The sequence below is a fragment of the Pseudomonas sp. S10E 269 genome, from assembly GCF_002798465.1.
In the GTDB taxonomy this organism is placed as follows: domain Bacteria; phylum Pseudomonadota; class Gammaproteobacteria; order Pseudomonadales; family Pseudomonadaceae; genus Aquipseudomonas; species Aquipseudomonas pergaminensis.
On sequence record NZ_PHIJ01000001.1, the window covers coordinates 4,605,564 to 4,631,925 of the forward strand.

The window sequence follows — 26,362 nt, forward strand, 5'->3', positions numbered from 1 at the left end:
CCGCATAAGCCTTCATCTTGTGTTGCAAGCCTATCGGATTTGGATCGAACGAATGACTGACACCCGCAACGGCGAGGACAACGGCAAGCTGCTCTATTGCTCCTTCTGTGGCAAAAGCCAGCATGAAGTACGCAAATTGATTGCCGGCCCCTCGGTGTTTATCTGCGACGAATGCGTCGACCTGTGCAATGACATCATCCGCGAGGAGGTGCAGGAAGCCCAGGCCGAAAGCAGTGCGCATAAATTGCCTTCGCCTAAAGAAATCAGCGGCATCCTTGATCAGTATGTGATTGGTCAAGAGCGTGCAAAGAAGGTTCTGGCCGTAGCGGTGTACAACCACTACAAGCGCTTGAACCAGCGTGACAAGAAAGGCGACGAAGTTGAACTCGGCAAGAGCAACATCTTGCTGATCGGTCCTACAGGTTCGGGTAAAACCCTGCTTGCAGAAACCCTCGCTCGCCTACTGAACGTTCCGTTCACCATCGCCGACGCCACCACCCTCACCGAGGCTGGCTACGTGGGTGAAGACGTCGAGAACATCATTCAGAAACTGCTGCAGAAGTGCGACTACGACGTAGAGAAAGCCCAGATGGGTATTGTCTACATCGACGAGATCGACAAGATCTCGCGCAAGTCGGACAACCCGTCGATCACTCGGGACGTTTCCGGTGAAGGCGTGCAGCAGGCCCTGTTGAAACTGATCGAAGGCACGGTTGCTTCCGTACCGCCACAAGGCGGCCGCAAGCACCCGCAGCAGGAATTCCTTCAGGTTGATACACGCAACATCCTGTTCATCTGTGGCGGTGCGTTCTCTGGTCTGGAAAAAGTGATCCAGCAGCGTTCCACCCGTGGTGGCATTGGTTTCAGTGCAGAAGTGCGCAGCAAGGAAGAAGGCAAGAAGGTGGGCGAGTCCCTGCGTGAAGTCGAGCCTGACGATCTGGTCAAGTTCGGTCTGATCCCGGAATTCGTTGGCCGTCTGCCGGTCCTCGCGACGTTGGACGAATTGGATGAGGCGGCTCTGATCCAGATCCTCACCGAGCCGAAAAACGCCCTGACCAAGCAATACGCCAAGTTGTTCGAGATGGAAGGTGTAGACCTCGAGTTCCGTACCGACGCACTCAAATCAGTGGCCAAGCGGGCACTGGAGCGCAAGACCGGTGCACGTGGCCTGCGTTCGATTCTTGAAGGCGTGCTGCTCGACACCATGTACGAGATCCCCTCGCAGTCCGAGGTGAGTAAAGTGGTGATCGACGAAAGCGTTATAGAAGGTAAGTCCAAGCCACTGTATATCTACGAAAACAGTGAGCCGGCTGCCAAGGCTGCGCCAGACGCGTAAGCGTTTCGCAGTGTCGGTATGAACAAAGGGGCCTCCAGGGGCCCCTTTGTTTTTACGGCGTTTTTTACGCCAGAGCGTTTACTGCGTTTAACTACTGGCAATAAGCTTGTTTTTTTTGCATGCAGCCCCCATCTTGGTTTCAAGCTTACTTTTCAACTGTCATAGAGGCGAAATCATGAAGACAACCATCGAATTGCCTCTCCTGCCGTTGCGTGATGTCGTCGTCTATCCGCACATGGTTATCCCGCTGTTCGTGGGGCGCGAGAAGTCTATCGAAGCCCTCGAGGCCGCGATGACGGGCGACAAGCAGATCCTGCTGTTGGCCCAGAAAAATCCTGCTGATGATGATCCAGGCGAAGACGCCCTGTATCGCGTCGGTACCATTGCTACCGTGCTGCAATTGCTCAAGCTGCCCGATGGCACCGTCAAGGTGCTGGTGGAAGGTGAACAGCGCGGCGCGGTCGAACGCTTCATGGAGGTGGATGGCCACCTGCGCGCTGAAGTGGCGCTGATCGACGAAGTCGAGGCTCCGGAGCGCGAGTCCGAAGTATTTGTACGCAGCCTGCTCTCGCAATTTGAGCAGTATGTGCAGCTGGGCAAGAAAGTCCCGGCTGAAGTCCTTTCCTCCCTTAACAGCATCGATGAGCCAAGTCGCCTGGTCGACACCATGGCCGCGCACATGGCGCTGAAAATCGAGCAGAAGCAAGACATCCTCGAAATCATCGACCTGTCGGCCCGTGTTGAACATGTGCTGGCGCTGCTGGACGCTGAAATCGACCTGCTGCAGGTCGAGAAGCGCATCCGTGGTCGCGTGAAGAAACAAATGGAGCGCAGCCAGCGCGAGTACTACCTGAATGAGCAGATGAAGGCCATTCAGAAGGAGCTCGGCGACAGCGAGGAAGGCCACAACGAAATCGAAGAGCTGAAAAAGCGCATCGATGCCGCCGGCCTGCCGAAAGACGCACTGACCAAGGCCACCGCCGAGCTGAACAAGCTCAAGCAAATGTCGCCGATGTCGGCCGAAGCCACCGTGGTGCGTTCCTACATCGACTGGCTGGTGCAGGTGCCGTGGAAGGCCCAGACCAAGGTACGCCTGGACCTGGCGCGCGCTGAAGACATCCTCGACGCTGACCACTACGGCCTGGAAGAAGTCAAAGAACGCATCCTCGAATACCTCGCCGTGCAAAAGCGCGTGAAGAAGATTCGTGGTCCGGTGTTGTGCCTGGTCGGCCCGCCTGGTGTAGGTAAAACCTCCCTGGCCGAGTCGATTGCCAACGCCACCAACCGTAAATTCGTGCGCATGGCCCTCGGTGGTGTACGCGATGAAGCGGAAATCCGTGGTCATCGCCGAACTTACATCGGTTCGATGCCAGGAAGATTGATTCAAAAGATGACAAAAGTGGGCGTGCGCAACCCGCTGTTCCTGCTTGATGAAATCGACAAAATGGGCAGCGACATGCGTGGCGATCCGGCCTCTGCCTTGCTGGAAGTGCTCGACCCCGAGCAGAACCACAACTTCAACGACCATTACCTGGAGGTCGACTACGACCTGTCCGACGTAATGTTCCTGTGCACCTCCAACTCCATGAACATTCCGCCAGCCCTGCTGGACCGGATGGAGGTGATTCGTCTGCCGGGTTACACCGAAGACGAGAAGATCAACATCGCCGTCAAATACCTTGCGCCCAAGCAGACTTCGGCCAATGGCTTGAAGAAAGGTGAGATCGAGTTCGAGGTCGAGGCGATCCGCGACATCGTGCGCTATTACACCCGCGAGGCCGGTGTACGGGGCCTGGAGCGCCAGATCGCGAAGATCTGCCGCAAAGCGGTCAAGGAACATGCACTGGAAAAACGCTTCTCGGTGAAGGTCACGGCCGACTCCCTTGAGCACTTCCTGGGCGTGCGGAAATTCCGCTATGGCCTGGCCGAGCAGCAGGATCAGGTCGGTCAGGTGACTGGCCTGGCGTGGACCCAGGTAGGCGGCGAGTTGCTGACCATCGAAGCCGCGGTGATCCCGGGCAAGGGCCAGCTGATCAAGACCGGTTCCCTCGGTGACGTGATGGTCGAATCCATCACGGCCGCGCAGACCGTGGTGCGCAGCCGCGCCCGGAGCCTGGGGATCCCCCTGGACTTCCACGAGAAGCACGACACTCACATCCACATGCCGGAAGGGGCGACCCCGAAAGACGGCCCTAGCGCTGGCGTAGGCATGTGCACGGCCCTGGTGTCGGCATTGACCGGCATTCCGGTGCGCGCCGATGTTGCCATGACCGGGGAAATTACCCTGCGTGGCCAGGTATTGGCTATCGGTGGCCTGAAAGAGAAATTGCTTGCTGCACACCGCGGTGGTATCAAGACCGTGATCATTCCTGAAGAGAATGTTCGCGACTTGAAGGAAATTCCGGACAATATCAAGCAAGATCTTCAGATTAAACCGGTTAAATGGATTGACGAGGTCCTGCAAATTGCGCTGCAATACGCGCCGGAGCCCTTGCCGGATGTGGCTCCGGAGATAGTTGCAAAGGACGAAAAACGCGAGTCTGATTCCAAGGAAAGAATTAGCACGCATTAATGCGTTAAAGCCTGGTGGCTTCCTTGACAGCTTTTTAGAGCCCTTGTTATAAAGCGGCTCTTAAGTGTCTGTAGGCCATTCAGCACTGGTTTTTGCTTTCACCAAAAAACTTAGAATCATACTCAATAGATATATAAGGGGACTTAGAGTGAACAAGTCGGAACTGATTGATGCTATCGCTGCATCCGCTGATATCCCGAAAGCTGCTGCTGGCCGTGCGCTGGATGCAGTAATCGAATCCGTCACTGGCGCTCTGAAGGCCGGCGACTCCGTGGTACTGGTAGGCTTCGGTACTTTCTCTGTGACTGACCGCCCAGCTCGCACTGGCCGCAACCCACAGACTGGCAAAGCACTGCAAATCGCTGCTGCCAAGAAACCAGGTTTCAAAGCCGGTAAAGCCCTGAAAGAAGCCGTTAACTAAGCTTCGATCTAGCCTTTGCCTACCCGGGTCGGACTCAGGTTCGACCTGGCAGCGGAGCGGCAGCTGACCCACGTATCCATCGGGTCGCCACGCCGGGGGTGTGGGTTCAAACCCCCGTCCGCTCCGCCAGTTACGAGAAGGCGCATCCTCGGATGCGCCTTTCTTCTATCCGGACTCTACCCACGCTCCACGGTTGCCTATTTTTGAAGTTCAACCGTTTCTGGGGGACGCATGCTGCAAAATATCAGGGACAATTCACAAGGCTGGATTGCCAAGACCATTATCGGGATCATCGTCGCATTGATGGCGTTCACCGGTATCGAAGCCATTTTCCAGGCTTCGGGTAACAGTAAGCAGGACGTGGCCAAGGTCAACGGTGAAGAAATCACCCAGACCGAATTGAGCCAGGCCGTCGACATGCAACGTCGCCAGCTGATGCAACAGCTGGGCAAGGATTTCGATGCTTCCCTGCTGGACGAAAAACTGCTGCGCGAAGCGGCCCTCAAGGGCCTGATCGATCGCAAGCTGCTGCTGCAAGGCGCCGCCGATTCCAAGTTTGGCTTCTCTGAAGCCGCGCTGGACCAAGTGATCCTGCAGACGCCGGAATTCCAGGTGGACGGCAAGTTCAACGCCGACCGTTTTGACCAGGTCACTCGTCAGTTGGGCTACAGCCGCCTGCAGTTCCGGCAGATGCTGACCCAGGAAATGCTGATCGGTCAGGTTCGCGCAGGTATTGCCGGCAGCGGTTTCGTCACCGATTCCGAAGTGCTGGCATTCGCCCGTCTGGAAAAACAGACTCGCGACTTCGCCACCGTCAACATCAAGGCCAACCCTGCGGCGGTGAAACTTACCGACGACGAGGTCAAGGCTTACTACGACCAGCACGCCAAAGAGTTCATGACCCCTGATCAAGTGGTCATCGACTATCTGGAACTGAAGAAGTCCTCCTTCTTCGACCAGGTTACCGTGAAGGACGATGAGCTGCAGGCTGCCTATCAGAAAGAAACCGCCAACCTCGCTGAACAGCGTCGTGCCGCGCACATCCTGATTGAAGTCAACGACAAGGTCACCGACGCGCAAGCCAAGGCCAAGATCGAAGAAATCCAGGCACGCCTGGCCAAAGGTGAGAAGTTCGAAGCCCTGGCCAAGGAGTTCTCCCAGGATCCAGGTTCGGCCAACAGTGGCGGCGACCTGGGCTTCGCCGGCCCTGGCGTCTACGATCCGGACTTCGAAGCTGCCTTGTACGCGTTGAACAAGGACCAGGTCTCGGCGCCGGTGCGCAGCACCTTCGGTTGGCACTTGATCAAGCTGCTGGGCGTTGAAGCACCCCAAGTGCCGACGTTTGCCAGCCTGAAAGACAAGCTGACCAAAGAGCTCAAGACCCAGCAGGTCGAGCAGCGTTTTGTCGAAGCGACCAAGCAATTGGAAGATGCGGCATTCGAAGCCTCCGACCTGGCCCAGCCAGCGTCCGACCTGAAGCTGACCGTTCACACCTCCGCGCCATTTGGCCGTGACGGTGGCGAAGGTGTCGCGGCCAACCGTGCCGTGGTCACCGCTGCGTTCAGCCCGGAAGTCCTGGATGAGGGGGCCAACAGCACCGCCATCGAGCTTGACCCGGAAACCATCATCGTGCTGCGTGCCAAAGAGCACCTGAAGCCTTCGCAACTGCCGCTGGAAAGCGTTGCAGCGGCGATTCGCACCCAAATGGCCAAGGAACGCGCCAGCGCGGCTGCCAAGGCCCACGCTGACGAGTTGATCGCCAGCCTGCGTGATGGCAAGACCCCGCTGAACCAGCCGGTCGACGGCCAGGCATGGAAGGTCACTGAAGCGGCTACCCGTAGCCAGGAAGCGATCGACCCGGCCGTGCTGCAAGCCCTGTTCCGCATGCCCAAGCCTGCGGCCAAGGACAAGCCGACCTTCACCACCGTGACCCTGGCTGACGGTAGCCTGGTGATCGTGCGCTTGAACGGCGTCAACGAAGCCGTTGCCCCAACGGACGAAGAAAAGGCGCAATACCGCCGCTTCCTCGCCTCCCGCGTGGGCCAGCAGGACTTCGCGGCCTACCGCAAACAGCTGGAAACCAAGGCTGACATCAAGAAGTTCTGATGTTGGTTTGAACAAAAAGCCCCCGGCCTGAAAAGTCCGGGGGCTTTTTTATGTGCGCTAGACTGGGCATTCGTTATCGCCGACCCAGGAGTCTCAAGCGTGTCTATTCAAGGAAAAGAAGGCTGGGTGATCCGTCGTGCCAGCGCAGCGGATGCCCCGGCCGTGCTGCAGGTGTTTGACGAGGTAATTGCCTGGTTTGTCGGGATGGGTAATAACGCTCAATGGGGCACCGAGCCCTGGTCCGCATTGCCCCGGCGGGTCGCGCAAGTCACGGACGCGTGTAGCATGCCCGGTGCCTGGGTGGTTGAAACGCCTGAAGGACGGGTGCTGGCGGCACTCGTGCTGGGCGAGCCCATGCCTTACGTGCCGCCAGCGTCTGAGCCGGAAGTCTATGTGCGTTTGCTGATCGCCGCACGTGATGCACGTGCGCGTGGGTTGGGTCGGCAGCTGTTGGCTTTCGCCGATGAGCGTGCCCGCGCTGCCGGGGTCAACCGCCTGCGCGTGGACTGTTACGCCGGCGGCACCGGCGACCTGGTGCGTTTTTACGAGGCGTGCGGGTATCAGCGTATTTCAACGTTTGACCTTGAAGGGTGGCCGGGCCAGTTGTTGGGGCGCCGCCTGTAACGCGCCGGCCAGGGCCAGTACCATCAGCAGCACAACCGCCCAGGCAAATGCGCCGACGCCCCAGCCCTGGAGCAACACACCGCCCACCAGGCCGCCGCCTGCGATGCCCAGGTTCCACACGGTCACCAGCATCGATTGCGCGGCGTCCGCCGACTCGCCGGCCGATTTGGCCAGCGCCGTTTGCAGCAGGGCCGGCAGGCCGCCGAACGCCAGGCCCCATAACGCCACGGTGAGGTAGATCACCGCTGGCAGGTTCATCCAGAACGCCAGGGCCAAGGCTACCAAACCAAACAGCGCGCAACTGATCAACAGCAGTGCACGCAACCACCGGTCAATCAACACACCGGCCAGCCAGATGCTCAACAGCGCGGCGAGGCCGAACACCAGCAGCACGCGGTCGATGTCGGCGGCAATGCCCGCCGGCACCAGCAATGGGGCGATGTAGGTGTAGAGAATGTTGTGGGCCAGTACGTAGGTAAAGGTCACCCACAGCACCGGACGTATACCCGGCAAGCTCAGCACTTGATGCAGGGCCAAGCGTTTTCCGGCCTGTTCGCCGGCGAAATCCGGCAGTTGCAGGCGCGCCCCTATCAACAGCAACAGCGTCAGGCCGGTCATGAGTGCAAAGCTCAGGCGCCAGCCAACGGCGGCGCCAAGAAACGTACCTGCGGGCACACCCAACGACAGCGCCAGCGGGGCGCCCAGCATCGCCACTGCAATGGCTCGACCTTGCAGGTGTGGCGCGACCATCCGGCTGGCATACCCCGCCAGCAATGCCCACAGCAGCCCGGCGAACACGCCGGCAAAGAAGCGCGCCACCAGGGTCAGCCCATAGTGGCTGGAAAGCGCGGTCACGCTGTTGACCAGGGCGAAGCCGCCAATGGCCACCAGCAACAACGGCCGGCGGCGCCAGCCGCGCGTCAACAGCGTCAGCGGGATGGCGGCGACGAGTGAGCCCAGGGCATACAGCGTCACCAGTTGGCCAACCAGTGCGGGCGACACGCCCAGGCCTTCGCCCATTTGCGGCAGCAGGCCGGCGGGCATGGCTTCGGTAAGGATGGTAATAAAACCGGCACTGGCCAAGGCCAGCAAACCACCCAGCGGTAGGGTGTCTTTTTGAGCGGTCACGGGGGAATCAGTGAGGGAAGTCATCACACTCTATCCATGCAAAAGGGCAAGCAGGCAGAGTAGGGGGCTGTTGTCCACGGAAAAACAGGCTAAGGTTCCGAACTTATCGGACGTAGGCGTCCTTAATCATTACGAGGCATCATGGACAACTTGGGCAGCCTCTCGGTATTCGTGCAGGTGGCGGAGACGCGCAGCTTCACCCTCGCAGGGCGTGTACTGGGTGTGTCATCGTCGGCCGTCGGCAAGAGCATCGCGCGGATGGAAGAACGCCTGGGCGTGCGGCTGTTTCACCGCAGCACCCGCAGCATCACCTTGACCAGCGAGGGAGCGCTGTTCCTTGAGCGTTCGCGGCGTATCCTGGCCGAAGTCGAAGCCGCCGAGCGCGAACTGACAGAGGCCAGCGCCACGCCCCGAGGCAAGTTGCGCATCAGCGTGCCGCAGGTGCGCGGCTTGTTAATGCCGGTGCTCAGCGATTTCATGCGGGCTTACCCGGAGATCGAGTTGGATGTGGATTTCTCCGACCGCATGGTGGACGTGATCGAAGAAGGTTTCGACGCGGTGATTCGCACGGGCAAGCCGGAAGATTCGCGCCTTATGGCGCGTCACCTGGGGCATTACCAGTTGGTAGTGGTGGGCACCCCGGCCTATTTCCGCGAGCATGGCACCCCGCGACTGCCGCAGCAGTTGAGCGAGCATGCCTGCCTGCGTCACAAGTTCTGCGCCACGGGCAAGCTGGAGCCCTGGCCGTTGCGCCTGGCTGCCGGCGCCTCGGAACCTGTCTTGCGCGCCCCGTTGGTCAGTACCACCATCGAGTCCCTCATCCACGTGGTGCATGAAGGCCTGGGGATCGCCTGCCTGCCGGACTACATGGTCAATCAGGCCGTTGCCGACGGGCGCCTGCAACGGGTGCTGGATGACCACCTGGAACATCGGGGCAGTTTCTGGCTGTTATGGCCATCAAGTCGCCATGCCTCGGTCAAATTGCGCGTGTTTATTGAGCATATGTGCGCAGGGCTTTTTCCTGCGAGTGGTGCAATCTAAGGCTGTGACGTTTTACCGACAGGAATGCGCGCGCCAAGGCCTCGTTCTGTTGCACAATACCGCCCGGACCGTTTTCCTCAGGATTTTCAATGTCGACATCATTTCACTTGCGTAGCCTCGGGTTGGCGCTGGTGTTGGCGGGCGCCGCGGGCTGCTCGTCACCCAAGACCGCTATTTATGAACATGAGAATTTCGACGACTCCGGTACGTTTTCCCGGGATTACCCGGTGACTGACGTCGCCGCGTGTGAAGCCGCACGGCGCGCCTTGCTGAGCCAGGGCTACATCATCACCAGCAGCGACCCGAAACTGGTCGTGGGTAACAAGAGCTTCCAGCAGACCGGCGAAACCCACTTGCAGATCAGCTTCAACGTGGTGTGTGCCGATGATGGCAAAGGCACCAACCATTCGACGATGTTCGCCAACGCCTTGCAGGATCGCTACGCGCTGAAGAAGGTCAACAACTCCGCGAGCCTGGGAGTTGGGGTGTTGGGTTCGGTGTCGATGCCGATCGGCTCCACCGATGACTCGATGGTGAAGGTGGCGAGCGAGACCGTTTCGGCGCCGAAATTCTACGAGCGTTATTTTTCGCTGGTGGATGTGTTCCTGCCACAGGAAGTGAAGAAGGCCGAGCATATCCCCGAGCAACCGAAAGCCGAGCTGGGGGTGCCGGAACCCAAGGCCGCCCCGGCTACCGAGAAGGTCGAGCCGCCGAAGGAAGAGCCTGCCGCCCCGCAGCCTGTCTCCCAGCCCGTCACGCCACCTGCCGAGGCCGCGCCGATTGCGCCGCAGGCGGAACCCGCACCGGCCACCAGCAACCCGGACTTGCCTGCGCCGACAGAAGCGATTCCGCCCCTGCCGACGCCTGCGCAGTAACTCAGACTGCCACGGGGTCGACTTTGTCGACGTTGATCCCGTAGCGGCTGATCGCTTCACTGACTTTCTCGCGTCCGATCACGCCGTCATCCGCTAAGGCCTTCAAGGCCGCCAGCGCGATGAAATGCCGGTCCACTTCGAAGAACGCCCGCAGGGTTTCACGGGTGTCCGATTGCCCAAAACCGTCCGTGCCCAGCGCCACAAAGCGCCGGCCGGGAACGAAGGGGCGAATCTGATCGGCAAACAGCTTCATGTAGTCCGTCGCCACCACCACCGGCCCTGTTTCACTGGCCAGGCAGTGCTCCACGTAGCTCACCCTTGGCTCGCTCTGTGGGTGCAGCAGGTTCCAGCGCTCCACGGCATGCCCGTCACGGCGCAACTCGGTGAGGCTGGTTGTGCTCCATACATTACTGTGGATGCCGAAGTCCTTGTGCAGCAACTCGGCCGCCGCAATCACTTCGCGCAGGATTGAGCCGCTGCCCATCAGTTGCACCTGGGCCTGCGTGCTGGCACTGAGCCGGTACATACCCTTGAGAATGCCGTCCTCCACACCTTCGGGCATTGCCGGGTGCGGGTAGTTTTCGTTCAGCAAGGTGATGTAGTAGTAAATGTCCTCTTGCTGCACGTACATCCGCCGCATGCCCTCGCGAATGATTACCGCCAGCTCGTAGGCAAACGTCGGGTCGTAGGACACGCAGCAAGGGATCACTGACGACAGGATATGGCTGTGCCCATCGTCATGCTGCAAGCCTTCGCCCATCAGCGTGGTGCGGCCTGCCGTGGCCCCCAGCAGGAAGCCGCGCGCCCGCGCATCGCCTGCCGCCCAGGCGAGGTCGCCAACGCGTTGGAAGCCGAACATCGAGTAGAAAATATAGAACGGCACGGTCATCACAGCGTGGTTGCTGTAGGACGTACTCGCCGCGATCCATGAGGAAATGGCGCCTGATTCATTCAGGCCTTCCTGCATGATCTGTCCGTCCTTGCTTTCCTTGTAGTAGCTCAGTTGCCCTGCGTCCTGCGGGGTGTAGAGCTGGCCTACGGCCGAGTGGATGCCGATCTGACGGAACAGGCTTTCCATACCGAAGGTACGCGACTCATCCGGCACGATGGGCACGATCAGTTTGCCCAGGTGCGGGTCCTTGAGCAGGGTGCCAAGGATGCGCACAAAGGCCATGGTGGTGGAGATTGCCCGTTCGCCGGTGTCCTTGAGCTGGGTGGCGAAGGCGGCCAGTTCGGGGATCTGCAAGGGTTCGACCACGCTGTGGCGCGCCGGTACGTAGCCGCCCAGGGCCTGGCGGCGAGCGGCGAAGTAGCGGGCCTCTTCGCTGTCGGCGGCGGGCTTGAGGTAGGGGATGTCGGCGAGTTGGCCGTCCGCGACGTCCAGGTCGAAACGATCGCGGAATGCTCTTACCGCATCGGCGCCCATTTTCTTCAATTGATGGTTGATGTTCTGGCCTTCGCCGGCCTCACCCATGCCGAAGCCCTTGACGGTTTTCGCCAGGATCACAGTGGGCTGGCCGCCATGGCGCACGGCAGCCGCATAGGCGTTGTAGACCTTGTCCGGGTCGTGTCCACCCCGTGAGAGTTTCCAGATTTCGTCGTCGGACATGTCCGCAACCAACGCGAGTAATTCCGGGTACTTGCCGAAGAAATGTTCGCGTACATAGGCGCCGTTCTGTGACTTGTAGTTCTGATAGTCGCCGTCCACGCATTCCATCATGCGTTGGCGCAGCAGGCCGCTTTGGTCTTTGTCCAGCAGCGCGTCCCAGCCACTGCCCCAGATCACTTTGATCACGTTCCAGCCGGCGGCGCGATACAGGCTTTCGAACTCCTGGATCACCTTGGCGTTGCCGCGCACGGGGCCGTCCAGGCGTTGCAGGTTGCAGTTGACCACGAAGATCAGGTTGTCGAGTTTCTCGCGCCCGGCCAGGGAAATGGCGGCCAGGGATTCCGGCTGATCCATTTCACCATCACCGAGGAAGGCCCAGACCTTGCGTCCCTGGTGTTGCTTGAGGCCGCGCAATTCCAGGTAGCGCATAAAGCGCGCCTGGTAAGCGGCGGTGATGGGGCCGAGGCCCATGGACACGGTAGGGAATTGCCAGAAGTCCGGCATCAGCCGTGGGTGTGGGTAGGACGAAATACCGTCGCCACCGGCCTCGCGGCGGAAGTTGTCGAGTTGCGCTTCGCTGATGCGGCCTTCCAGGTAGGCGCGGCCGTAGATGCCGGGGGAGGAGTGACCCTGGATGTACACCAGGTCGCCCTCAAAGCTGTCGGTTCGGCCACGGAAGAAGTGATCAAAACCTACGTCGTACAGCACTGCGGCTGACGCATAGGTCGCGATGTGCCCACCGACGCCTGAGTGTTTGCCTGCACGCAACACCATCGCCATGGCGTTCCAACGGATAAACGCATTGGTACGGCGTTCGATGGCCAGGTTGCCAGGGTAGGGCAACTGACGGTCCACCGGGATTGTATTGACGTAGGGCGTGGTCACCCGCCCGTAGAAGTCGCCATGCCGCGCCACGTCGAAATCCAGCAACTGATCGATCAGGTAGTGGGCGCGCGGGCGGCCTTCGGTGGACAGCACCGATTCGATGGAGTCCAACCACTCGCGGGTTTCCTGTGGATCGTCATCGCGTCTGACTGCGTTGTTCGGGGTCATGTGAGGCTCCAGGGTAGGCGGATTTCAAGTGGCGGGCTCCTTGTGGGAGTGCCGGCAAATGTAATTGCAATTGCAACTACATGACCGAATCTAGCGCGGGATGAGCTACTATTGCAACCTTCTTGAAATTGCCCGGATGGTGTTGCATGTCGTCGAAAGAGCCGGATGTATGGTTCCGTTTTGTCAGGGCCCACAGGACGGTCATCCGCGAAATCGAGCGGCGCCTGGCAGAGGCGGGCCTGCCACCCTATGCCTGGTATGACGCGTTGTGGGGCCTGGAAAGCGGCCCCGACGGTACCCGCCGCATGCACGAACTGGCCGATGTGCTGGCCATCGAGCGCTACAACCTCACACGGCTGGTCGACCGCCTGGAAAAGGACGGCCTGGTGGTGCGTTCCCGCTCCGACGGCGACGGCCGCGCAGCGTTTGCCTCGATCACCGAGGCCGGTCGGGTGCTGCGTAAACAGATGTGGAAGATCTACGAAAGCACGGTGGATGAGCTGTTCCTGTCACAGATCGAGCCCGAGCAACGCCAGTGCTTTGCCGACGCACTGGAGCGCACCGCCGGGCTGGCGATGGATGCCGGCGTCCAGACCCGCAGCCGCCGCAAAACCTAAAGCCCCACGAAAACCTTGTAGGAGCCGGCAAGCCGGCTCCTACAGTCCAGCGCATTCGACTGCATAGCGATTCATCGCGGCCTGCACCTGCCGTGCGTCGATCCGCCCTTCATCCGCCAATGCCCTGAGCGCCGTTACCACGATCCAATACCGACTCGGCGCCGCCGCCTGCACCGACCCCGCGCCCAGCGCCACAAAGCGTGCATCCACGTGCGCCGCTAACTGATCGACAATCGCCTGCGGATAGCCGGTCACTGCAATCACTGGCGCTGCATTCCCGGCCAGGCAATCGCGCAGATGGCAGCTGCACTTGGGCACCCCGGGGTGCAGGCGATTCCAGCGTTCAGCCGCGCCAGCCTCGCGGGCCAGTCGTGTGTAGCTGGGGCAGCTCCACAGTTGCGCGGTGATGTCCCAGTCCTGTTCCAACAGCTGCCTGGCCTGCAGCACCTCTTCAAGCGCCCGGCCTGCGCCGAGCAGGCGCACATCCGCAGGGGTGTCAGGTTGGAGTCGGTACATGCCCTTGAGTGCGGCTTCTCGGTCCTGCTCACTCAGGGGCGCCGCGCTTTCATGATCATGCAGGGCCAGGTAATAGAACCCGGGCTTGCCGTCGACATACAGGCTACGCAACGCTGCCAGCACAATCGCTCGGGCTTCCTCGCCGGAGGCCGGGTCATACGGCGTGCAGCGCGGGTGGGTGGCGAGCCATAACGGCAGGGAAGGCTGCGCACCCTTGGGCCACCGGGAGGGTTGGTTTTCGATGTCGTTGCACAAGATGCCGCGCTGGTGGGCGGCGTCGGACAGCGCACTCAACTGCGCCGACGACTGCGCAGTGTGCAGGTACAGCAAGGGTTTTTCGACGGTATTACGGGCGAACCAACTAGGCCAATGACCCACGCGCCGCGAGCGTGACTGGCCGCGGATCACCCAGGCCTGACGGCTGAATTCGAGGGTGTCGGCCATGCTTGTCACGGTGTACAGCGGTGAGCGGCTGGCGGGCGTGGCAGCACTCAAGGCGTCGATGCAAAGCTGCGCGGCGTGTGCGGTAGCGGTGGTCATGGAGAGGGTCACCTGGCGACGAATGCCATTACCCTAATGGAAATCTGTATGTGATTGCAATTGCAATGATTGCAATAGTGTCTCGATGGCCGGGTGCTAAATCCCTGCAACGCTGCTACGTTTAAACCTTGAGCGCAGGAACGTCATGGCGTCGACATTTTTTCGTCATGACGGCACTTTAGGCTGGCTGTGCAGGTCATTAATCAGCAGCCGCTTTTAACATCAAGAAGGAGTCCGGCATGGACGATTACCAGGAAGAACTGCTCGAGTACCACGCGATTGAGTCGGACCCGCTGGAACCCGCTGACGATGCAACAGAGCTGTAAGACCGACTTCAGGCGGAATGCCGCTGACTGCGGCGAAATTCCCCTGGGGTCTGGTTGTTCCATCGCCTGAAGGCCCGTTGAAACGCCTGGGCCGAGGCAAAACCGAGCAGGTAGGCGATCTCGCCGAACGCCAATTCCGTATCGCGAATGTAGGTCATGGCCAGGTCGCGGCGGGTATCGTTGAGAATCGCGCGGAACTGAGTGCCTTCTTCGGCCAGTTTGCGGCGCAGCGTCCAGGTGGGCAGCTTCAGGCGTGCCGCCACTTCTTCCAGGTCGGGTTCCCGGCCGCCATTGAGCATCGGCCCGAGCAAACGGGTAATGCGCTCGCGCAGGCTGCGGGTGCGCGTTAACTGCTCCAATTCCCTTTCGCACAGCTGTAACAGCAATTGCCAGGTGCTTGGGCAGTGCTGCGGGTTGCGCAGCGCCAGGGTGTGCTGGTTGAGGCGCAATTGATTGGCGTCGGCGCCGAAGTGAACGTCTCCAAGCGCTTCGTAGTCTTCGCTGTAGTCCGGCGCTTCAAATTCGATTTCGATGCGCTGCGCTTGCACCGGTTGCTGGGCCAGGCTCGACAATTGATGCAGCCAGCCAGCGATGATCGAGTCCACCACAAAGCGGTTGTAGGCGTTGTAGGGGCTGATGGAATAGAAGCGCAGCCAGGCGCCTTCGGCATCTTCGACAAAGCTCGACTGCCCGCGATAATTGGAGCCGTACAGCGCCTCGAAGCGCGTCAATGCGCGTGCCGCCTCGCGTACGTTGGGCGCCTGGGCGGCAGTGACGCCGGCCAGCCCGGCCTGGCTCAAGCGGCTGAGCTGGCCCATGCGCAAGCCCAGGCCCGGGTCGCCGGTGAGCTGGATGGCCGCATGGCCCAGGCGCATGTAGCGTGGGATCGACAAGCGTGCGCCGGCCTCGGCGAGGCGCGCCGGGTCGAGGCCGTATTGCAACAGCAGCGGCTGTGGGTCCAGGCCGTGGCTGTGGATGGCATCGGCCAGGGTGTGCACGAAGCCCACCGACAGATCCCCCAGCCGGACCGGTTTCACAGCCAGATATTCAACAGGCGTGCGCCACGGGCTTCACCATCGGCGCTGATTTGCCCATTGCTGCTGAGAAAGCTGTGCCCGGCGGTGCCCAGGTCCCAGAACTGCCCGCGCAGGAACACGCTCATGCCGGCGCTGGCCTGGCTGATGGGGGGCTGGCTGATCAGCGTGAGCCGACGCCAGGCCTCGCCCTCGCTGAGCTCTTCGGGCTTGAGGCTGATTTCGGTCGGGGTGGACACGCTTTTGAACCCGCGCCAAGGGCGATCCCAGGTATCGCGACCGAGCACAAAGGCCGGCACTGCAATCAACTGCGCACCTTGCTCGTTGAGTTTGCGGTAGTTGTCCGGGTACCAACTGTCGCTGCCGACCAGCACACCCAGGCGCCCGGCCGGGGTGTCGACCACGCTGACGACGTTTTCGTCGCCGGGCTGGATAAAGCCGCGTTCATCGTAGATCGGGTAGAGCTGGCGCTGTGGGTCGCCGATCGGCAAGCCATCGGCGGCAAACACCACGCTGGCGTTATACAGCGCGCCATGGCCGACCTGCAGTTGACCCTGGCTCACACTCGGGTTCGGCAGGGTGATGGAACCGGCCACCAATGTAACGCCGAACTCCTTGGCCAGGCCGCCGAACAACACCTGATAGTCCCGCGCCATGTCTTGGGCTTTCATGCGCAGGTAGGCGTCGTCGGTGCGGTTGTCGCCCGTGGCACTGATCCAGGCGCGGGCGAACAGCAGCGGGTTGCTGACCGACAGCCAATTCATCGCCTCTTTGGCGTGGAGTGCCTGGTACACCTCGTTCTTTTCGCCGGTGAGCATCAGCCAGGTACCGATATGTTCGGGCAGCACCACGATAGTCTTGTCATTGATCAGCCCCTGGTCACGGGCTTTTTGCAGGTAGGCCGCGAGCTTCAGGTGCAGGCGTTCCAGGCTCTGGTAGTCGGCGGGGAACAACTCCGGCTGGATGCCCAGCAAGTTGCCACGGTCGGCAGGCAAGCCTTCGTTGACGGCCAGTGTGATACGCAGGTCCGACAGGTAATGCCCCACGGGGCGCTCCTGGGTCCAGACCAGATACGCGGCGATGGCGGCAACCAGGGCCATGGTGATGGTGAAAATCAGAAGTTTACGCATGGGGGAACAGACAACAGACCGTGTGCAGGGTTCGCCGACTAGGGTAGGGCGCATGGGCGGCCTTGCCAAGGGGCACTGTGCATTTGGATCAATAAGTTGTCAGTTTCAGTCATTGAGCCGTCGTCCACCGCCTCTTAGTCTGTGGGACATAAACCGATGGCAGGCCATTCGAGCCTTCCACGTCCCGTGATGATCCGTTGTGGAGCTTGACCATGACCGCTGTTGCCTACCCGCACCTGCTGGCCCCGTTGGACCTGGGTTTTACCACCTTGCGCAACCGTACCCTGATGGGCTCGATGCACACCGGCCTGGAAGAGAAGCCCGGCGGTTTCGAACGCATGGCGGCCTATTTTGCCGAGCGCGCCCGTGGCGGCGTTGGCTTGATGGTGACCGGCGGTATTGGCCCCAATGACGAGGGCGGCGTGTATGCAGGCGCCGCCAAGCTGACCACCGACGAAGAAGCGCAGAAGCACAAGATCGTCACCCAGGCGGTGCACGAGGCGGGCGGCAAGATCTGCATGCAGATTCTTCATGCCGGCCGTTATGCCTACAGCCCCAAGCAGGTTGCGCCCAGTGCGATTCAAGCGCCGATCAACCCGTTCAAGCCCAAGGAACTGGACGAAGAGGGCATCGAAAAGCAGATCCAGGATTTTGTCACCTGCTCGCTGCTGGCCCAGGTCGCCGAGTATGACGGCGTGGAAATCATGGGGTCCGAAGGCTACTTCATTAACCAGTTCCTCGCGGCTCACACCAACCATCGCACCGACCGTTGGGGCGGCAGCTACGAAAACCGTATGCGCCTGGCCGTGGAAATCGTGCGCCGCGTGCGTGACGCCGTGGGCCCGAATTTCATCATCATCTTCCGCCTGTCGATGCTCGACCTGGTGGAAGGCGGCAGCACCTGGGAAGAAATCGTGCAGTTGGCCAAGGCCATTGAAGGCGCCGGTGCGACCCTCATCAACACCGGTATCGGCTGGCACGAAGCGCGCATCCCGACCATCGCCACCAAAGTGCCACGCGGCGCGTTCAGCAAAGTCACCGCCAAGTTGCGCGGTGCGGTGCAGATTCCGCTGATCACCACCAACCGCATCAATACCCCGGAAATCGCCGAGCAGATCCTGGCCGAAGGCGATGCCGACATGGTCTCGATGGCGCGCCCATTCCTGGCTGACCCAGAGTTTGTCAACAAGGCCGCCGCCGGCCGCGCCGATGAGATCAACACCTGCATCGGCTGCAACCAGGCCTGCCTGGACCACACCTTTGGTGGCAAGCTGACCACCTGCCTGGTCAACCCGCGGGCCTGCTACGAGACTGAGCTTAACTACCTGCCGGTCCAGCACATCAAGAAGATCGCGGTGGTCGGCGCCGGCCCTGCCGGTCTGGCGGCGGCCACGGTGGCGGCGGAGCGCGGCCATCAGGTGACGCTGTTCGATTCGGCCAGCGAGATCGGTGGTCAGTTCAATATCGCCAAGCGTGTGCCGGGCAAAGAGGAGTTCTTTGAAACCCTGCGCTACTTCAAGCGCAAATTGCAGACCACCCACGTGGAGCTGTGCCTCAACACCCGCGTCGACGTGGCGCAGTTGGCGGCAGGCGGCTATGACGAGATCATCCTGGCCACCGGCATTGCCCCGCGCACTCCGGCGATTCCAGGGATCGACAATGCGAAGGTGCTGAGCTACCTGGACGTGATCCTGGCGCGTAAACCCGTCGGCAAGCGCGTCGCGGTGATTGGCGCGGGCGGTATCGGTTTTGACGTGTCGGAATTCCTTGTGCACCAGGGGGTTTCCACCAGCCTGGACCGCGAAGCGTTCTGGAAGGAGTGGGGCATCGACACCCAGTTGCAAGCCCGTGGCGGTGTGGCTGGGATCAAACCGCAACCCCATGCACCGGCGCGTGAAGTGTTCCTGCTGCAGCGCAAGACCTCCAAAGTCGGCGATGGCCTGGGCAAGACCACCGGCTGGATCCACCGTACCGGCCTGAAGAACAAGCAGGTGCAGATGCTCAACAGCGTCGAGTACCTGAAGATCGACGATGAAGGCCTGCATATCCGCATTGGCGCCGAGGGCGAGCCCCAGGTGCTGGCGGTGGACAACATCATCATCTGCGCCGGCCAGGACCCGCTGCGCGAACTGCAGGATGGCCTGGTCGCGGCCGGCCAGAAGGTGCACCTGATCGGCGGCGCCGATGTGGCGGCCGAGCTGGACGCCAAGCGCGCGATCAACCAAGGCTCGCGACTCGCGGCCGAGTTGTAAGACCCCGGACGGGGCGGTGTTAGACTACCGCCCCGTTTTTCATGCAGATCCCTCCCGATGGGTCCCTTCGATTGGCTTCCCCACGCACCGCTTGAACCTTTGCGGTTGGAATGGCTCAACGGCGTCGAGTTGGCCGTGTTGCGCCTGGACCGCATTGACCTGCTGATCAGCGGCAACAAGTGGTTCAAGCTCACCGGGCACTTGGCGCAGGCGCAAGATGCGCGCGGCATCATCAGCCTGGGCGGTGCCTACTCCAACCATCTACATGCGCTGGCGGCAGCGGGGAAGCGTTTCGGTTTTCCCACGGTGGGCCTGCTGCGTGGTCATCCTCAAGACAACCCCACAATCCAAGACCTGAAAGCCTTCGGCATGCAACTGCATTGGCTGGGCTATGGCGGCTATCGCGCGCGGCATGAACCGGGTTTCTGGCTGCCATGGCGCGAGCAGTATCCCGACCTGCACCCCGTGCCCGAAGGCGGCGGAGGCCGTGCGGGTGCCTTGGGGTGTGCGGTGCTGGTCGAGCAGGTGCGTGCGCAGTTACACCGCGTGGGCTGGGCGGATTACGACGCGTGGTGGTTGGCGGCGGGTACGGGGACCACCTTGGCGGGGTTGGTGCTGGCAGAGGCGGGCGCGCACCGGGTGTACGGCGCCATGGCGGTGCCGGATGACCACGGCGCGGCACAGAACGTCGACGCCCTCGTGCAGGGCGGCTATGAGCTGCTGGACGCCAGCCGAGGTGGCTTCGCCAAAGTCGACCCGGTGCTGCTCGACTTCATCGACGCCACGGAACGGGCTTGCGCGCTGCCCTTGGAGCCGCTCTACACCGGCAAGGCGTTACTGGCCTTGAAGATGCAGATCGAGGCCGGGCGCTTCGCACCCGGTACTCGCCTGGTGTTCGTCCACACCGGCGGCCTCCAAGGCCGCCGAGGGTTTGAAGTTTAACGAATACCCCCTGTGGGAGCAGGCTTGCCCGCGAATGCTGTCTATCATTCAGCAGATTTGGTGGCTGGCCCGCCGCCTTCGCGAGCAAGCCTGCTCCCCCCCGGCATCATGCGCAACGCCGTGTTGTCCCGCAGGATGTAGTGATGGGCAATCCCCGCCAGTGCATGCAGCCCGATCAGCCAATAACCGACCTCGCCGAACCACACATGCCAGCCTTCGATCTGCTTGGCCAGGTCCTTGTTCTCACCGATCAACGGCGGCAATTCCATCCCGTAGAACATCACCGAATGGCCCTCGGCACTGACGATCAGCCAACCGGCAATCGGCATGCCGATCATCAACGCGTAGAGTGCGAAGTGCATCAGGGTCGCCAAAAGGCTTTGCCATTGCGGCGGCGCCGGTACGATCTTCGGTGCCACCCCCAGGCTGCGTGCGAACAACCGCAGCCACACCAGCACAAACACGGTGAGGCCGAACATAAAGTGCATCTCGACGATCAATGTGCGCGCACCGCTGCCTTTGGGGAACTGGCCGCGTAACTCAATGCAGGCGTAGACCACCGCCAGCAGCACCACCATCAACCAGTGCAACGCGATCGACATGGTGCTGTAGCGCGTATCGGAGTTTTTCCACGGCATTGCTGGGTTCCTCACTCATCAGGGCAAACCTCCATTCTTTGGCGATGGAGTCCTTTAACTGTATGCCGGTTTTGAGCGCTTTGCCTGGCGTAAATGCCGTTGTGTTGACCTCTATCAGTGGCTTTGCGGCATTTCCCCACGGGCCAGGCGCGCGTTGATGTCGGTGATGACGGCGGGCAGGTCGTTGAGGGTGTCGATCAAGTAATGCGGGCGCGAGCCTTCGAACATGGCCTCGATACGCTTGCGCTCGCGGTCCAGGATGGTGCTGTCCAGGGCGCGGAACTGTTCATACGTCAGGCCCAAGGCATTGCCGGAGCAGGTCAAGGCCACGGTCCACATCCCGGCACGGCGCCCTTCGAGAATGCCCGGCACCGTGTCATCGACCTTCACGCACGCCGCCACGTCATCGATGCCCAGCGCGATCACGTTGGCCAGGGCCTGGGCAGGCCAGGGGCGACCGTTGGGTACTTCGTCGGTGGCGACCACGTGGTCGGCGATATAGCCATTGGTGGCGGCCAGGGCGACGACTTTGTCCATCACTTGCTTGGGGTAGCCGGAGCAGGAGCCGATCTTGATGCCTTGCACGCGCAGCCGGGCGATGACGTCGAGGGCGCCAGGAATCAGGGCCGAGTGTTCGGCGATCTTCTCGATCTGCAACGGCATGAAGCGCTGGTAGATGGCGGTCACGTCATCGTCGGTGGGCGTGCGGCCGAAGGCCTTGCGGTAGCGTTCGGCGACTTGCGGTTGGTCGCAGAGGGTACGGATATGGTCCCACTTGCCCATGCCCATCGGGCCACGGGCTTCTTCGATGGACACTTGCACGTCGAACTCGGCAAAGGCCTCGACAAAGATTTGCGTGGGGGCGAACGAGCCGAAGTCGACCACGGTGCCGGCCCAGTCGAGGATCACGGCCTGGAGGGTGTTGGGGTTTTGATAGTTCATGGTTACAAATCCTGTGGGTCATAGGGGCACTGTAGGAGCCGGCAAGCCAGCGCCTACACGGGGGAGTCAAATCTCGAGTACTTCCATTTCTTGCAGCACGTCGGCTATCGCCTTGACCGCCGCCCGCATCCCTGTCGCGTCGACATGGCCGATGCAGCCCACGCGGAAGGTTTCCACCTGGGTCAACTTGCCCGGGTACAGGATGAAACCCTTGGCCTTGACCCGTTCGTAGAAGTCCTTGAACTGGTAGCGCGGGTCTTGGGGCGCGTGGAAGGTGACGATAATCGGGGCCTGGATATCTGCTGGCAGGAAGCTGCGCAGGCCCAGTTCGCCCATGCCGTCGAGCAGCGCCTGGCAGTTGCTGGCGTAGCGTTTATGACGCGCGGGCAAGCCGCCTTCTTCCTGGTATTGCAGCAGCGCCTCGTGCAGGGCCGCCACCACGTGGGTCGGCGGTGTGAACCGCCATTGGCCGGTCTTGGCCATGTAGCTGTGTTGGTCGAACAGGTCCATCGCCAGGGAATGGCAGTGACCTTGGGCGGCAGCCAATGCCTGCTTGTCGGCAAAGACGAAGCCCATGCCCGGTACGCCTTCCAGGCATTTGCCGGAGGCAGCGATCAGCGCGTCGAACGGCACTTCGCGGGCGTCGATGGGCAGCGCGCCGAACGAACTCATGGCGTCGATGATCAGGCGTTTACCGTGGCTTTTAACCACCTGGGCGATGTCCGGCAGAGGGTTGAGAATGCCGGTGCTGGTTTCGCAGTGGATCAGCGCCACGTGGGTGATGGCCTTGTCGGCCTGCAGCAGGCGGTCCACATCGGCGGCGGTGGTGGGTTCGTCCTCGGCGGTTTCAAAGGTGCTGAAATCGCGGCCCAGGACTTCACAGATTTTCGCCAGGCGCTTGCCGTAGGCGCCGTTGATCAGCACCAGTACTTTGCCGTCACGCTGGACCAGGGTGCCAATGGCCGCTTCCACCGCGAAGGTGCCGCTGCCTTGCAGGGGCACACAGTGGTGGCTGCCCTCGCCGTGAAGGATCGCCAGCAATTGCTCGCACACGCTGGCAGTGAGCTGGTTGAAACGGTCATCCCATGAACCCCAATCCACCATCATGGCCTGGCGGGTACGGGCGGAGGTGGTCAGGGGACCGGGGGTCAGCAGGATGGGCGCGGCAGTGGTCATCTCAAGTCCTCGCAAGGCATCGGGGGTTGAAGCTACGGCGCTTAAATTGCAGTTTGGCTTGTTATCAATCAAATTGTTTGTTGTTATGCGAGCTATCAGTGAGGCCGATAGCTATGAACCTGTTCCAATTGCGTGCATTCGATGCCGTGGCCCGTGAGGGCAGTTTTACCCGTGCCGCCGCGCGGCTGTTCATCAGCCAGCCGGCGGTGACCGGGCACATCAAGGCACTGGAGGAGTACTACCAAATCCCGCTGCTGCGCCGCACCGCGCGACGGGTCGAGCTGACGGAAGAGGGCGCACGCCTGGCGGCAATCACCCGGGCGATCTTCGGCCTGGTGGACGAGGCACAGACCTTGTTGGAGGCCAACCGCCAGTTGCTCACCGGGCGCCTGGAAGTCGCGGCGGACGGGCCGCACCTGGTCATGCCGATGATCGCCAGCCTGCGCGCACGTTACCCGGGCATCACCGTCAACCTGCGCCTGGGCAACGCCCAGGAAACCCTGGCGGCGTTGTTGTCCGAGCATGCGGATGTGGCGGTGCTCACGGAAGTGGAGCCGCGCAATGGCCTGCACCTGCAACCGTTGAGCGAGTCGCGGATCTGCGCGTTGGTGCCGGCCGCGCACCCTTGGACGCTGCAGCCCAAGGGGATTCGCCTGGCGCAATTGGATGCGGTGATCATGGTGCTGCGAGAACCCAGCTCGATCACCCGGCGCACCTTCGACGACGCCTGTGCCGCCACCGGCGTGCAACCCAAGGTGTTGCTTGAGCTGGACAGCCGTGAGGCGGTGACCGAGGCCGTTGCGGCCGAGTTGGGCGTTGGCGTGGTTTCGTCCATGGAGGTCAGCCAGGACCCCCGGGTGCAGGCGGTGCCGATCCAGGGGGAGGGCCTGGTAAACCGGCATATGCTCGGTTGCATGGAGCGGCGCCGGTCGCTGCGCTTGATTCAGGCGTTCTTTGAGCTGGCGCCGGGTTGAAGGCTGTCGCGCACGATGTCGAGAAAGGTCGCCACCACCCGGCGTGAACTCTGTTCCTTGAGGCACACCAGGGTCTCTTTCATCCGCTGGCTGCAATCGCGGATCGGCATGGCATACACCCGTGAGTCGGCGCCGAACTCCGCGGCAGAAACCACACCCACCCCAATCCCCACCACCACCGCTTCGCGCGCCGCTTCACGGCCGTCGACCTGGATCGCCGGGCGAATGCGCAGCCCGGCCTGGTTCATCTCTTGTTCCAGCGTCTGACGGGTCACGGAGCCAATTTCGCGCAATACCAGCGGCGTGTCGTCAAGGTCCGCGAGGCAGATGGATGCTCGTCCGGCCCAGGGGTGGTTGCGTGCGACAAAGGCCAGCAACTGGCCGTCGGGCAAGGGCAGAGACAGCAGGCGTTCGTCGTCGACGTCGCGCCCCAGCAGGGCCAGGTCGGCCTGGTAGTTGTACAGGCGAAACAGCGATTCGTCGGTGTTACCGGTTTCGATCTTCACGCTGATCCCTGGGTAGCGTTGGCAGAAACGTGCGATCTGCGGGAGCAAGTGCACGGGAGCATCCACCGCCAGGGTGAGGGTGCCGGTCTGCAAGGCGCGAGAGTCTTGTAGCAACTCTTCGGCTTCGGCCTCGATCACAAACAGGCGCTGGGTGATGGCCAGCAGCCGCTCGCCCAGGTCGGTCAGGCGCACTGAGCGTTTATTGCGATGAAACAGCAGCACGCCAAAGCGTTCTTCGAGCTTGCGAACCTGGTCGGAAATCGCCGGTTGGGTGAGGAACAGGCGCTCGGCGGCCTGGGTGAAACTGCCGTGGAGTGCCACGGCATGAAAGGCTTTGAGTTGGGCGTGGGAAACCGACATCGCAGATCCTCTTACAAGCTGAACTTATATTTGAAATACGATAAATCGATTTTACCTATTAGTCAGCCGTTGCTTTGATACGCCCCAGTCGCTGTAGGTTGAGTCCTACAACTGCGGTGACCATGGGTCCTGGCAAACAGGGCTCATCTGACCAATGCCGCGCCCTACAAGGCCAGGCATTGCAGTGCTCAACAATAAAAAAACAGGCATTTGTTTTCGATTCTGCCGGCACACTCACACCTGAGGTCAGAACCACCATGAATATTCCTATGGGTAGCATCAAGCGTTGGCGCGTGCAGATTTTTGCCATCACCTGGCTGGCCTACGCCGCCTTCTATTTCACGCGCAAAGCATTTTCCGTTGCAAAGCTGGGGATCGGTGACGACCCGAGTTTCCCCCTCGACAAAATGATGATGGCCAACCTCGATGGCCTTTACCTGGCGGCGTACGCCGTGGGGCAATTCACCTGGGGCATGCTGGCCGACCGCTTCGGGCCACGGGTGGTGGTGCTGGGCGGCTTGCTGATTTCGGCAGCGGCCGCGTTGGTGATGGGCACGTTTGCGACCTTGCCGATCTTTGTCACCTGCATGTTGATCCAGGGGCTGGCGCAGTCCACCGGTTGGTCAGGGCTCTGCAAGAACCTCGGTAGCTTCTTCCCGGCGCAGCAGCGCGGGCGGGTATTGGGTTTGTGGAGTTCGTGCTACGCGTTTGGTGGGCTGGTGGCGTCGCCCTTCGCCGGGTGGTGGGCCTACACGTTGGTCGGCAGTTGGCACGCAGCGTTTATCTCCAGCGCGGCGGTGGTGGGCGTGGTGGCGGTACTGTTCTTCATCTTCCAGCGCAACACACCACAGGATGTGGGCTTGCCCGCGGTAGAGCCGGAGCCCGTCTTGACCGCAGAGCAGGCTGCCGCCGAAAAACGCATCAGCATGCTGGAGCCGCTGCGCGCCATCCTGCGCAACCGCACGGTGCTGACCCTGGGGCTGGCGTATTTCCTGCTGAAACCGGCGCGCTACGCGATCCTGTTGTGGGGCCCAGTGATCGTCTATGAGCAAATGCCATCGGTGGGCAAGGTCGGGGCGGCGATTGTGCCCACGGCGTTCGAGCTGGCCGGGCTGCTTGGGCCGATCCTGATCGGCCTGGCCTCCGACAAACTGTTCGGTGCCCGGCGCATGCCCGCCTGTGTGCTGAGCCTGCTGGCGCTGACCGTGGCCCTGGCGTTGTTCATGGGCGCGTTGCACACCGGCAGCGTGATGCTGGTGATGGCCTTGCTGTTCGTGATGGGCCTGACCCTGTACGGGCCGGACTCGATGATCAGCAGCACCGCCGCGATCGACTTCGGTACCGCCAAGGCGGGCGCCACGGCGGCTGGCTTCGTCAACGGCTGTGGTTCGGTCGGCGCGATCCTCGGCGGCTTGTTGCCGGGTTACTTTGACACCGTGACGGTCTTTATTGTGTTTGCCGGCGCCGCATTGTTTTCCGCCCTGGTGCTGATGCCTTACTGGAACGCCAGACCGGCGGTACTGGCCCAGGCGGGCGACTTCGTGCCGGACCGCAGTGTGGCGATCAACCCCCTGCGCACCTGAAGGCCTGGCCGGTTTTTTGGTGGATTAGAGTGTTTTTGCGCTATAAACTCTGCCCCCAAAG

The 26,362-nt window shown here is 61.5% G+C and carries 21 protein-coding genes; 12 read left to right on the forward strand and 9 right to left on the reverse strand.

Going from position 1 to position 26,362, the window contains the following annotated elements:
- Positions 1-52 precede the first annotated feature (52 nt).
- The 5 genes from clpX to CWC48_RS21540 all read left to right on the forward strand — a co-directional run bounded on the left by clpX (position 53) and on the right by CWC48_RS21540 (position 7,059).
- Positions 53-1,336 carry an ATP-dependent Clp protease ATP-binding subunit ClpX gene (gene clpX / locus CWC48_RS21520; protein WP_010209414.1) on the forward strand — a complete coding sequence of 428 codons (1,284 nt, stop codon included), beginning with the start codon at positions 53-55 and terminating at the stop codon, positions 1,334-1,336.
- A gap of 175 nt (positions 1,337-1,511) precedes the next feature.
- Positions 1,512-3,908 (forward strand): endopeptidase La, encoded by a 2,397-nt coding sequence (lon, locus tag CWC48_RS21525; protein ID WP_078049279.1) that lies wholly within the window; start codon positions 1,512-1,514, stop codon positions 3,906-3,908.
- A 148-nt stretch (positions 3,909-4,056) separates the two neighbouring features.
- Complete coding sequence (locus CWC48_RS21530) at positions 4,057-4,329, forward strand: HU family DNA-binding protein (protein WP_003174819.1); 273 nt, start codon at positions 4,057-4,059, stop codon at positions 4,327-4,329.
- 231 nt (positions 4,330-4,560) lie between these two features.
- Complete coding sequence (locus CWC48_RS21535) at positions 4,561-6,435, forward strand: SurA N-terminal domain-containing protein (RefSeq protein ID WP_078049278.1); 1,875 nt, start codon at positions 4,561-4,563, stop codon at positions 6,433-6,435.
- A 99-nt stretch (positions 6,436-6,534) separates the two neighbouring features.
- On the forward strand, positions 6,535-7,059 hold the full coding sequence (locus CWC48_RS21540) for a GNAT family N-acetyltransferase (RefSeq protein ID WP_100490262.1): 525 nt from the start codon (positions 6,535-6,537) through the stop codon (positions 7,057-7,059).
- Here the strand turns inward: CWC48_RS21540 and CWC48_RS21545 are convergent.
- Entirely contained in the window at positions 7,006-8,211 is a 1,206-nt protein-coding gene (locus CWC48_RS21545) for an MFS transporter (protein WP_100490263.1), read from the reverse strand. The genes CWC48_RS21540 and CWC48_RS21545 overlap by 54 nt on opposite strands.
- A 117-nt stretch (positions 8,212-8,328) precedes the next feature.
- Here CWC48_RS21545 and CWC48_RS21550 point away from each other — a divergent pair, with 117 nt between their 5' ends.
- Together CWC48_RS21550 and CWC48_RS21555 are read left to right on the forward strand one after the other, a co-directional pair.
- Positions 8,329-9,228, forward strand: a complete 900-nt coding sequence (locus CWC48_RS21550) for a LysR family transcriptional regulator (protein WP_078049275.1) — start codon at positions 8,329-8,331, stop codon at positions 9,226-9,228.
- Between the two features lie 89 nt (positions 9,229-9,317).
- A complete protein-coding gene (locus tag CWC48_RS21555; RefSeq protein WP_078049274.1) occupies positions 9,318-10,103 on the forward strand; it encodes a DUF2242 domain-containing protein in 786 nt (261 codons plus the stop codon).
- Position 10,104: 1 nt separating this feature from the next.
- Here the strand turns inward: CWC48_RS21555 and aceE are convergent, their stop codons facing one another.
- Positions 10,105-12,765 (reverse strand): pyruvate dehydrogenase (acetyl-transferring), homodimeric type, encoded by a 2,661-nt coding sequence (aceE, locus tag CWC48_RS21560; protein WP_100490264.1) that lies wholly within the window; start codon positions 12,763-12,765, stop codon positions 10,105-10,107.
- A gap of 146 nt (positions 12,766-12,911) precedes the next feature.
- Here aceE and CWC48_RS21565 point away from each other — a divergent pair, with 146 nt between their 5' ends.
- The gene (locus tag CWC48_RS21565; protein ID WP_100490265.1) at positions 12,912-13,382 is read left to right on the forward strand and encodes a MarR family winged helix-turn-helix transcriptional regulator; all 471 of its coding nucleotides are present in this window, start codon (positions 12,912-12,914) and stop codon (positions 13,380-13,382) included.
- A 39-nt stretch (positions 13,383-13,421) separates the two neighbouring features.
- Here the strand turns inward: CWC48_RS21565 and CWC48_RS21570 are convergent, their stop codons facing one another.
- From CWC48_RS21570 to CWC48_RS21580, 3 genes are all read right to left on the reverse strand, one after another.
- Positions 13,422-14,438 carry a pyruvate dehydrogenase gene (locus CWC48_RS21570; protein ID WP_100490266.1) on the reverse strand — a complete coding sequence of 339 codons (1,017 nt, stop codon included), beginning with the start codon at positions 14,436-14,438 and terminating at the stop codon, positions 13,422-13,424.
- A 334-nt stretch (positions 14,439-14,772) separates the two neighbouring features.
- Positions 14,773-15,801, reverse strand: coding sequence for an AraC family transcriptional regulator (locus CWC48_RS21575; RefSeq protein WP_078049270.1), 1,029 nt, complete (start codon positions 15,799-15,801; stop codon positions 14,773-14,775).
- Positions 15,798-16,928 (reverse strand): carbon-nitrogen hydrolase family protein, encoded by a 1,131-nt coding sequence (locus tag CWC48_RS21580; protein ID WP_078049269.1) that lies wholly within the window; start codon positions 16,926-16,928, stop codon positions 15,798-15,800. Before CWC48_RS21580 ends, CWC48_RS21575 begins: the two co-directional genes overlap by 4 nt.
- A gap of 212 nt (positions 16,929-17,140) precedes the next feature.
- Here CWC48_RS21580 and CWC48_RS21585 point away from each other — a divergent pair, with 212 nt between their 5' ends.
- A complete protein-coding gene (locus CWC48_RS21585) occupies positions 17,141-19,180 on the forward strand; it encodes an NADPH-dependent 2,4-dienoyl-CoA reductase (RefSeq protein WP_100490267.1) in 2,040 nt (679 codons plus the stop codon).
- 57 nt (positions 19,181-19,237) lie between these two features.
- The gene (locus CWC48_RS21590) at positions 19,238-20,122 is read left to right on the forward strand and encodes a 1-aminocyclopropane-1-carboxylate deaminase/D-cysteine desulfhydrase (RefSeq protein ID WP_100490268.1); all 885 of its coding nucleotides are present in this window, start codon (positions 19,238-19,240) and stop codon (positions 20,120-20,122) included.
- A 44-nt stretch (positions 20,123-20,166) separates the two neighbouring features.
- On the opposite strand, the gene CWC48_RS21595 is transcribed toward CWC48_RS21590, so the two are convergent.
- The 3 genes from CWC48_RS21595 to CWC48_RS21605 all read right to left on the reverse strand — a co-directional run bounded on the left by CWC48_RS21595 (position 20,167) and on the right by CWC48_RS21605 (position 22,878).
- Positions 20,167-20,760, reverse strand: coding sequence for a cytochrome b (locus CWC48_RS21595; RefSeq protein ID WP_100490269.1), 594 nt, complete (start codon positions 20,758-20,760; stop codon positions 20,167-20,169).
- Positions 20,761-20,874: 114 nt separating this feature from the next.
- Positions 20,875-21,702, reverse strand: a complete 828-nt coding sequence (gene phnX / locus CWC48_RS21600) for a phosphonoacetaldehyde hydrolase (protein ID WP_100490270.1) — start codon at positions 21,700-21,702, stop codon at positions 20,875-20,877.
- A gap of 66 nt (positions 21,703-21,768) precedes the next feature.
- On the reverse strand, positions 21,769-22,878 hold the full coding sequence (locus tag CWC48_RS21605) for a 2-aminoethylphosphonate--pyruvate transaminase (protein ID WP_100490271.1): 1,110 nt from the start codon (positions 22,876-22,878) through the stop codon (positions 21,769-21,771).
- Positions 22,879-22,991: 113 nt separating this feature from the next.
- Between CWC48_RS21605 and CWC48_RS21610 the strand changes: the two genes are divergently transcribed.
- On the forward strand, positions 22,992-23,852 hold the full coding sequence (locus CWC48_RS21610) for a LysR substrate-binding domain-containing protein (RefSeq protein WP_078049263.1): 861 nt from the start codon (positions 22,992-22,994) through the stop codon (positions 23,850-23,852).
- Here the strand turns inward: CWC48_RS21610 and CWC48_RS21615 are convergent.
- Positions 23,822-24,718: a LysR substrate-binding domain-containing protein gene (locus CWC48_RS21615; protein ID WP_100490272.1), complete on the reverse strand. Its 897-nt coding sequence runs from the start codon at positions 24,716-24,718 to the stop codon at positions 23,822-23,824. The genes CWC48_RS21610 and CWC48_RS21615 overlap by 31 nt on opposite strands.
- Before the next feature lie 257 nt (positions 24,719-24,975).
- Between CWC48_RS21615 and CWC48_RS21620 the strand changes: the two genes are divergently transcribed.
- The gene (locus tag CWC48_RS21620) at positions 24,976-26,301 is read left to right on the forward strand and encodes an MFS transporter (protein WP_078049261.1); all 1,326 of its coding nucleotides are present in this window, start codon (positions 24,976-24,978) and stop codon (positions 26,299-26,301) included.
- The last annotated feature ends 61 nt before the right edge of the window (positions 26,302-26,362 follow it).